The 7,330-nt window shown below is 64.6% G+C and carries 10 protein-coding genes and 1 pseudogene; 10 read left to right on the forward strand and 1 reads right to left on the reverse strand.

Translation table 11 applies throughout. The features are described from left to right. The 10 genes from QN345_RS13445 to rplQ all read left to right on the forward strand — a co-directional run. A partial coding sequence (locus QN345_RS13445) for a putative PEP-binding protein (protein WP_323508753.1) occupies positions 1-472 on the forward strand: 472 nt, incomplete at its 5' end. Positions 473-537: 65 nt separating this feature from the next. Further along, positions 538-2,028, forward strand: coding sequence for a PTS mannitol transporter subunit IICB (locus tag QN345_RS13450; protein ID WP_134449907.1), 1,491 nt, complete (start codon positions 538-540; stop codon positions 2,026-2,028). Then, positions 2,025-2,465: a PTS sugar transporter subunit IIA gene (locus tag QN345_RS13455; protein ID WP_134449908.1), complete on the forward strand. Its 441-nt coding sequence runs from the start codon at positions 2,025-2,027 to the stop codon at positions 2,463-2,465. The genes QN345_RS13450 and QN345_RS13455 overlap by 4 nt, the downstream gene beginning before the upstream one ends. Next, the gene (locus QN345_RS13460; RefSeq protein ID WP_322188433.1) at positions 2,462-3,613 is read left to right on the forward strand and encodes a mannitol-1-phosphate 5-dehydrogenase; all 1,152 of its coding nucleotides are present in this window, start codon (positions 2,462-2,464) and stop codon (positions 3,611-3,613) included. The genes QN345_RS13455 and QN345_RS13460 overlap by 4 nt, the downstream gene beginning before the upstream one ends. Before the next feature lie 230 nt (positions 3,614-3,843). Then, complete coding sequence (gene infA / locus QN345_RS13465; RefSeq protein WP_022883252.1) at positions 3,844-4,065, forward strand: translation initiation factor IF-1; 222 nt, start codon at positions 3,844-3,846, stop codon at positions 4,063-4,065. Positions 4,066-4,132: 67 nt separating this feature from the next. Further along, positions 4,133-4,246, forward strand: a complete 114-nt coding sequence (gene rpmJ / locus QN345_RS13470) for a 50S ribosomal protein L36 (protein ID WP_035834639.1) — start codon at positions 4,133-4,135, stop codon at positions 4,244-4,246. Between the two features lie 160 nt (positions 4,247-4,406). Next, on the forward strand, positions 4,407-4,781 hold the full coding sequence (gene rpsM / locus QN345_RS13475; RefSeq protein ID WP_134449910.1) for a 30S ribosomal protein S13: 375 nt from the start codon (positions 4,407-4,409) through the stop codon (positions 4,779-4,781). A 44-nt stretch (positions 4,782-4,825) separates the two neighbouring features. Further along, on the forward strand, positions 4,826-5,224 hold the full coding sequence (gene rpsK / locus QN345_RS13480; protein WP_022883249.1) for a 30S ribosomal protein S11: 399 nt from the start codon (positions 4,826-4,828) through the stop codon (positions 5,222-5,224). Positions 5,225-5,398: 174 nt separating this feature from the next. Then, on the forward strand, positions 5,399-6,388 hold the full coding sequence (locus QN345_RS13485; protein ID WP_134449911.1) for a DNA-directed RNA polymerase subunit alpha: 990 nt from the start codon (positions 5,399-5,401) through the stop codon (positions 6,386-6,388). Positions 6,389-6,435: 47 nt separating this feature from the next. Beyond that, positions 6,436-6,948 carry a 50S ribosomal protein L17 gene (gene rplQ, locus QN345_RS13490; protein WP_134557999.1) on the forward strand — a complete coding sequence of 171 codons (513 nt, stop codon included), beginning with the start codon at positions 6,436-6,438 and terminating at the stop codon, positions 6,946-6,948. 64 nt (positions 6,949-7,012) lie between these two features. On the opposite strand, the pseudogene QN345_RS13495 reads toward rplQ, so the two are convergent. Beyond that, a pseudogene (locus QN345_RS13495) lies at positions 7,013-7,330 on the reverse strand (hypothetical protein); the annotation flags it as partial.

Below are 7,330 nucleotides of genomic sequence, written 5' to 3' on the forward strand. Positions count from 1 at the left end.
GCTCGGGCTCAAGACGGCCGGCGTCATGGTCGAGATCCCCTCGGCAGCACTCCTGGCCGACCGCATCCTGCAGCACGCGGACTTCGCGTCGATCGGCACCAACGACCTCACCCAGTACACCCTCGCCGCCGACCGTCTCCTCGGTTCCGTGGCGGGCTACCAGAACCCGTGGCACCCCGCGGTCCTGCGCCTGATCGGAGAGGTCGGCCAAGCAGGCCGCTCCAGCGGCAAACCGGTCGGGGTGTGCGGAGAGGCGGCGGCGGACCCGCTGCTCGCCGTCGTGCTCGTCGGACTGGGGGCCACGAGCCTGTCCATGTCCTCTGCGGCACTCTCCGACGTCCGGGCGGAACTAGCCCGGTTCAGCGCGGAGGAGGCCGGGCAACTCGCCGCGGTCGCCCTCGCGGCAGACGGCGCGGCATCCGCTCGCGCCGCGGCGACGAAGCTCGCCGCCACCTTCTCTCACACGGACTAGTCCGTGCGAGTCGTTTCACCGCTCACCCGCAATCACAACCCGAACACACAACGAAAGGCAGAGAAATGACGACGACGTCAACTGACACGAAGAGCGGAGGCGGAGCGCGCGTCCACGTGCAGCGCTTCGGCACCTTCCTCAGCGGCATGATCATGCCCAATATCGCGGCGTTTATCGCGTGGGGCCTCATCACCGCGTTCTTCATCCCGACCGGCTGGACCCCGAACGAGACCGTCGCCAAGATGGTCGACCCGATGATCTTGTACCTGCTCCCGCTCCTGATCGCCAACACCGGTGGCCGGATGGTCTACGGCGTCCGCGGTGGCGTCATCGCCTCGATCGCCACGATGGGCGTCATCGTCGGCAGCGCGATCCCGATGTTCATCGGTGCGATGATCGTCGGCCCGCTCTCCGCCTGGCTCCTCAAGAAGCTCGACAGCCTGTGGGCGGGCAAGATCCGCCCCGGTTTCGAGATGCTCGTGGACAACTTCTCCTCGGGTATCCTCGGCGCCATCCTCGCCCTGGGCGCGTTCTTCGGAATCGCTCCGGTCGTGACCGGCTTCAGCACCATGCTGGAGGGCGGAGTCAACTGGCTCGTCTCCAACAACCTGCTGCCGCTCGCGAGCATCCTCGTCGAGCCCGGCAAGGTGCTGTTCCTGAACAACGCCATCAACCACGGCGTGTTCACCCCGATCGGCGTGCAGCAGGTTGCTGAATCCGGCAAGTCGCTGCTCTTCCTGATCGAGGCGAACCCCGGCCCCGGCCTCGGCCTGCTCCTCGCGTTCTCCTTCTTCGGGGTCGGACTGGCCAAGGCCAGTGCACCCGGCGCGATCATCATCCAGTTCCTCGGTGGAATCCACGAGATCTACTTCCCCTACGTCCTGATGAAGCCGATCCTCATCCTCGCCACCATCGGCGGCGGCATGACCGGCGTCGCGATCAACGTCGCGTTCCACACCGGTCTCCGCGCCCCGGCCTCGCCCGGCAGCATCTTCGCCGTGCTTCTCCAGACCGCACCGGACAGCTACGTCGGCGTCGTCCTCTCGGTCATCGGCTCCGCGGCCGTGTCGTTCCTGATCGCGTCCGTCATCCTCCGTGCGAGCCGCAAGCGCGACATCGCCGCCGGACTCGACAACGACCTCACCGAGGCCGTCGCGAAGACCGAAGCCCTCAAGGGCAAGTCCTCGAGCGTCCTCGGCAACCTCGCCGCTGCGGGCACCACGGATGCCGCCACCGCGGCCGCCGCAGGCCACCAGCTGAAGAACATCGTCTTCGCGTGCGACGCAGGCATGGGGTCAAGCGCCATGGGCGCCTCCGTCCTGCGGAACAAGATCAAGAAGGCCGGTATCGAAGGAATCACGGTGACCAACCAGGCCATCGCGAACCTCGACGGCACCGCCGACCTGGTCATCACCCACCAGGACCTCACCGCGAGGGCCCAGCAGAAGTCACCGGCATCCGTGCACGTTTCGGTGTCGAACTTCATGAACAGCCCGAAGTACGACGAGGTCGTCGAATTGCTCCAGAGCAAGGCGGACTCAGAGGCCACACTGTGACCGATCAGATCCTCGAGCCCGGCAACGTGGTGGCCGCGGGAACGGCCACCACGAAGAACGACGCCATCAAGGAGGCCGGCGCACTGCTGGTCGCCGCGGGTGCAGTGACCCAGGCGTACGTCGATTCGATGTTCGACAGGGAGGCGAGTGTGTCGACCTACATGGGCAACTTCCTCGCCATCCCGCACGGCACGAACGAGGCGAAGGAGTCGATCCTTCATTCGGCGCTCTCCCTCGTCCGCTATGACACGCCCATCGACTGGGACGGCAACCCGGTCCGGTTCGCAGTCGGGATCGCGGGGCTCAACAACGAGCACCTCGCGATCCTCTCGAAGATCGCCATCGTCTTCTCGGACGAGGACGAAGTACAGAAACTGATCGATGCAGGAAATGCAGGAGAGATTTACGCTCTCCTCGAGGAGGTCAACGCAGAATGAAAGCAATTCACTTCGGTGCAGGCAATATCGGTCGCGGATTCGTCGGCCTCCTGCTTCACGACGCCGGATACGAGGTGGTCTTCGCCGATGTGAATGCTTCCCTGATCGACGCCCTCAAGGCCGCGACGACCTACTCGGTGCATGAGGCGGGGGAGGAGTCGACCACTCGCGTGGTCGACAACTTCCGCGCCATCAACAGCGCGACCGACGAGGCCGCCCTGATCCAGGAGATCGCGACGGCCGACATCGTCACGACCGCCGTCGGCCCGACCGTGCTGCGCTTCGTGGCCCCGGTCATCGCCGCCGGACTCGAGGCCCGCGACGCGTCGCTGCCCCCGCTCGCCGTGATGGCGTGCGAGAACGCGATCAACGCGACCGACGTGCTCGCGGAACAGGTCTGGCTCCACGTGGCAGAGGGAGATCACGCGGCCGTCAACGCCCGCGTCGCCTTCGCCAATACAGCCGTCGACCGGATCGTTCCCGGGCAGGCGGACGGCAGTGGCATCGACGTCACCGTCGAGGCCTTCTACGAGTGGGTCATCGAGCGCGGCGCCTTCAACGGCGCCGTGCCCGTGATCCCCGGTGCGACCTTCGTCGACAACCTCGCGCCCTACATCGAGCGCAAGCTGTTCACGGTCAACACCGGCCACGCAACGGTCGCCTACCTCGGCTCCGTTGCCGGCGTCACGAAGATCTCGGACGCCCTCCTGGTACCCGAGGTGCTTGACGGCGCCCGGCGCGTCCTGGAGGAGACCAGCGCCCTCCTGGTGGCCAAGCACGGGCTCGACGAAGCCGCCCAGCGCGCCTATCGCGAGAAGATCCTGGTTCGGTTCAAGAACCCGGCCCTTCCCGACACCGTGCAGCGCGTCGGACGCCAGCCGCTCCGCAAGCTCAGCAGGCACGAACGCTTCATCGGCCCCGCCGCGGAGATCGCCGAACGCGGCACCCGCCCGACGGCACTGCTCGAGGCGGTCGGCGCAGCCCTCCGCTTCGACGTGGCGGACGACGAGCAGAGCGTCGAACTCCAGGCCAAGCTCCGCAGCCTCACGGCCGCGGGCTTCGTGACGGATGTCTGCGGGCTCGACGCGACGCATCCGCTCTTCTCGGACGTCGTCACCGTCGTCGAAGGCGTGCAGCGCACGCTCTAGGCCCGTCAGGCTCAAAAAAGCACAATCGGCACTGAAGCGACACAACAGCACGATTCCGCACTGAAACGGGCGGCGGCAGCAGCAATTGCCAAGGGATTATAGGGAAGAATTGCCAAAAGGCAACTTCATACCATAGAGTAAATCCTTGGTGTCTGATGCCGTCGCCTGCGGCGTGTCTAGAGCACCATATCCCCGCACGACCAGCAATCAATACCTAGTGATAGTGAGTTATGGCCAAAAAAGACGGTGTCATCGAAATCGAGGGCGCAGTAGTCGAAGCTCTTCCCAATGCGATGTTTCGCGTTGAGTTGACGAACGGCCACAAAGTTCTTGCCCACATTTCGGGCAAGATGCGTCAGCACTACATCCGCATCCTTCCTGAGGACCGCGTGATCGTGGAGCTGAGCCCTTACGATCTGACTCGCGGCCGGATCGTCTACCGCTACAAGTAAGAAGTTGCTGTAAGTAACGGCCCGCGGCATTCCGCGGGTACGAAGACAGCGAATACAAGGACACACCATGAAGGTCAAGCCCAGCGTCAAAAAGATCTGTGACAAGTGCAAGGTCATCCGCCGCAACGGCAACGTGATGGTCATCTGCGAGAACCCGCGTCACAAGCAGCGTCAGGGTTAGCCGGTGGGAGTCTGTCACCCGACAGGCTCACCCTGGTGAACGATTCAACTGAATACAGAAAATAGCAGTGCCAGGAACCCCGCGAGGGGGGACACCATCGGTTGGAGGCCGATGAACGGGCACTGCTACAGACCTCCACTCATATACAGGAGAAGCCATAATGGCACGTCTAGCCGGCGTTGATATTCCCCGCGATAAGCGCGTGGAAGTTGCACTGACTTACATCTTTGGTGTTGGCCGCACGAGGGCACTCAAGACCCTCGCCGACACTGAAATCGATGGAAACATCCGAGTCAAGGACCTGACCGACGAGCAGCTCGTCGCCCTCCGTGACTACATCGAAGGAACCTTCAAGGTTGAGGGTGACCTCCGCCGTGAGGTTGCCGCCGACATCCGCCGCAAGGTCGAGATCGGCAGCTACGAGGGAATCCGCCACCGCAAGGGCCTGCCCGTCCGCGGCCAGCGCACCAAGACCAACGCTCGCACCCGCAAGGGCCCGAAGCGCACCGTAGCCGGCAAGAAGAAGGCGCGCTAGGCCTCGGCCTGGCCCGTCTCGCCTTTAGGATTCAGGAGAAATTCATGGCAGCACCCAAGTCGGCCGTTCGGAAGCCGCGCAAGAAAGAAAAGAAGAACGTCGCCGTGGGCCAGGCCCACATCAAGAGCACGTTCAACAACACCATCGTCTCGATCACCGACACCACCGGTGCGGTCATCAGCTGGGCGTCCTCAGGTGGAGTTGGCTTCAAGGGTTCGCGTAAGTCGACCCCGTTCGCCGCACAGCTGGCAGCCGAGTCGGCCGCCCGCCAGGCGCAGGAGCACGGTATGAAGAAGGTTGACGTGTTCGTCAAGGGACCCGGCTCAGGCCGCGAAACCGCGATCCGCTCCCTTCAGGCCGCCGGCCTCGAGGTTGGCTCGATCAACGACGTGACGCCCCAGGCTCACAACGGTTGCCGTCCGCCGAAGCGTCGCCGCGTCTAAAGCACCCGCACTGGCCGGGTTCGTCCTCGTGACGACCCCGGTCGCCGCGGATCGCCGGGCCTGGACTGCTCCTCACGGAGCGGTCCAGGCCCCGCGCGATTCTTTTTTCTTTCACACTCAACACCTCGCCTCGCAAGTGTCATATAGCGGACACTTTGCCGAAAGGAATCAATAGTGCTTATCGCACAGCGCCCCACGCTCACCGAGGAGAACATCTCGGAGTTCCGGTCCCGGTTCATCATTGAGCCGCTCGAGCCTGGCTTCGGTTACACCCTCGGCAACTCCATGCGCCGCACCCTGCTCTCCTCGATCCCCGGAGCCGCTGTCACCAGCATCCGTATCGACGGCGTGCTGCACGAGTTCAGCACGGTTCCCGGTGTCAAGGAAGACGTCACCGAGATCATCCTGAACATCAAGGGACTCGTCATCTCGAGCGAGCACGACGAGCCGATCACCGCGTACCTGCGCAAGCAGGGTGCCGGCCAGGTCACCGCCGCCGACATTTCGGCTCCGGCCGGCGTCGAGGTGCACAACCCCGAACTGGTCATCGCCACCCTGAACGACAAGGCGAAGTTCGAACTCGAACTGACCATCGAGCGTGGCCGCGGCTACGTGTCGGCCACCCAGAACCGCAACGAGTACTCCGAGGCCGGCCAGATTCCGGTCGACTCGATCTACTCGCCCGTGCTCAAGGTGACCTACCGCGTCGAGGCGACCCGTGCCGGTGAACGTACCGACTTCGACCGCCTCGTCGTCGACGTGGAGACCAAGTCGGCGATCTCGCCTCGCGACGCCATCGCATCCGCCGGTCGCACCCTGACCGAGCTGTTCGGTCTGGCCCGCGAACTGAACACCGCGGCAGAGGGCATCGAAATCGGCCCCGCGCCGGTCGACGCCGTGTTGTCGACCGAACTGTCGATCCCGATCGAAGACCTCGATCTGTCGGTTCGTTCGTACAACTGCCTCAAGCGTGAAGGCATCAACAACGTCAGCGAACTGGTCGCCCTCTCGGAGACCCAGCTGATGAACATCCGCAACTTCGGACAGAAGTCGGTGGATGAGGTCAAGGACAAGCTCGTCGAGCTTGGCCTGTCACTGAAGGACTCGGTGCCCGGATTCGACGGCGCCCACTTCTACAGCGGCTACGACGAAGAAACCATCTAAAAGCAGTCTCCCGACTGACTTTTGACTTTTGATACTGGAGATTACTAATGCCCACGCCCACTAAGGGAGCCCGCCTCGGTGGCGGCCCGGCACACGAGCGCCTCATGCTCGCCAACCTTGCCGCCTCGCTGTTCACCCACAAGTCGATCAAGACGACCGAAACGCGGGCCAAGCGCCTTCGTCCGGTCGCCGAGCGACTGATCACGTTCGCGAAGAAGGGCGACCTGCACGCCCGTCGTCGCGTTCTGGCCACCATCGGCGACAAGACCGTCGTGCACGAGCTCTTCACCGAGATCGCACCCCAGGTCGCCTTGCGCGAGGGCGGCTACACCCGCATCACGAAGCTCGGCTTCCGTAAGGGCGACAACGCTTCGATGGTCCAGATGGAACTCGTCCTCGAGCCCGTCACCCCGAAGGTCAAGTCCGCGAAGACGTCCGCCGCTGCAGCTGCTGCCGTCGCGCCGGTCGTCGTCGAGGCCCCCGCCGAGACCGAGGCCGTCGTCGACGCCCCGGCCGAGGACGAGGTCGTTGCCGAGGCTCCCGTCGAGGAAGCCAAGTAACCCACGCTTCACCCGCTTCACCTGGAAGGGCCCGACTTCGGTCGGGCCCTTCTTTTTTGATCTCCTAGGACACTGGGCGGAGGACGACGGGGTCCTGGCCGAGCCGGTAGGGGTCCCGGCCGTGCAACGGATGCTGGGGGGCGAGCCAGTCCAGCGCGGACGCGATGCAGTCGGCGTAGATCCGCCCTCCCGTGGGACCCGGGTGGATGTTGTCCCCGGCCAGGACGTCGGTGTGCGGCGCGATCGCGTCGTGCCAGCCGGCGATGCCCACGAGGCGGTGGTGGGCGGCGAAGCCGGCGAGTGCCTCGTTCACGCCGGCCGTCCAGTCCCGGTCGGCGAAGGCGGTCACGAGCACGAGCTTCCGGTCGGGGCCGATCGCAGC

The organism is Cryobacterium sp. 10I1, assembly GCF_035019805.1.
GTDB classification, from domain to species: Bacteria; Actinomycetota; Actinomycetes; order Actinomycetales; family Microbacteriaceae; genus Cryobacterium; species Cryobacterium glucosi.

What these genes read in the sequence shown, in the direction of transcription:
- QN345_RS13450 (WP_134449907.1), top strand. Translation starts at nt 538, where the DNA reads ATGACGACGACGTCAACTGACACGAAGAGCGGAGGCGGAGCGCGCGTC.
- QN345_RS13460 (WP_322188433.1), top strand. Translation starts at nt 2,462, where the DNA reads ATGAAAGCAATTCACTTCGGTGCAGGCAATATCGGTCGCGGATTCGTC.
- infA (WP_022883252.1), top strand. Translation starts at nt 3,844, where the DNA reads ATGGCCAAAAAAGACGGTGTCATCGAAATCGAGGGCGCAGTAGTCGAA.
- rpmJ (WP_035834639.1), top strand. Translation starts at nt 4,133, where the DNA reads ATGAAGGTCAAGCCCAGCGTCAAAAAGATCTGTGACAAGTGCAAGGTC.
- rpsM (WP_134449910.1), top strand. Translation starts at nt 4,407, where the DNA reads ATGGCACGTCTAGCCGGCGTTGATATTCCCCGCGATAAGCGCGTGGAA.
- rpsK (WP_022883249.1), top strand. Translation starts at nt 4,826, where the DNA reads ATGGCAGCACCCAAGTCGGCCGTTCGGAAGCCGCGCAAGAAAGAAAAG.
- rplQ (WP_134557999.1), top strand. Translation starts at nt 6,436, where the DNA reads ATGCCCACGCCCACTAAGGGAGCCCGCCTCGGTGGCGGCCCGGCACAC.